General features: G+C 31.7%; 1 protein-coding gene. It reads left to right on the top strand.

All coding sequences use genetic code 11. The features are described from left to right. The coding region (locus tag AWV70_RS22350) for a protein rep (protein WP_160327725.1) at window positions 1-243 on the top strand (243 nt) is incomplete at both ends.

Below are 243 nucleotides of genomic sequence, written 5' to 3'. Positions count from 1 at the left end.
TGCAATGATGTGCTTTGAAAGTAGTTATTTTAGAAGCAAAAAAAATTATATTACTCATAAAGAATGGCAAGCGTTTTGGAAAAAGGATATGAAACTAGACTATGATCCAAATGTTTTTGTTACTGCAATTAAATCTAAAGTTTCTTCTGAACAGGACAAGCAAGCGATTGAAACAGCAGTAAATGAAACTGCTAAATACTCCGTTAAATCTGATGATTATTTAACAGATGACGAGGAACGGAA

This window comes from Sporosarcina koreensis (genome assembly GCF_001531445.1).
GTDB classification, from domain to species: domain Bacteria; phylum Bacillota; class Bacilli; order Bacillales_A; family Planococcaceae; genus Sporosarcina; species Sporosarcina koreensis_C.
The sequence above is the reverse complement of the archived record's forward strand: the minus strand, read 5'-3'. Positions and strand labels throughout refer to the sequence as shown.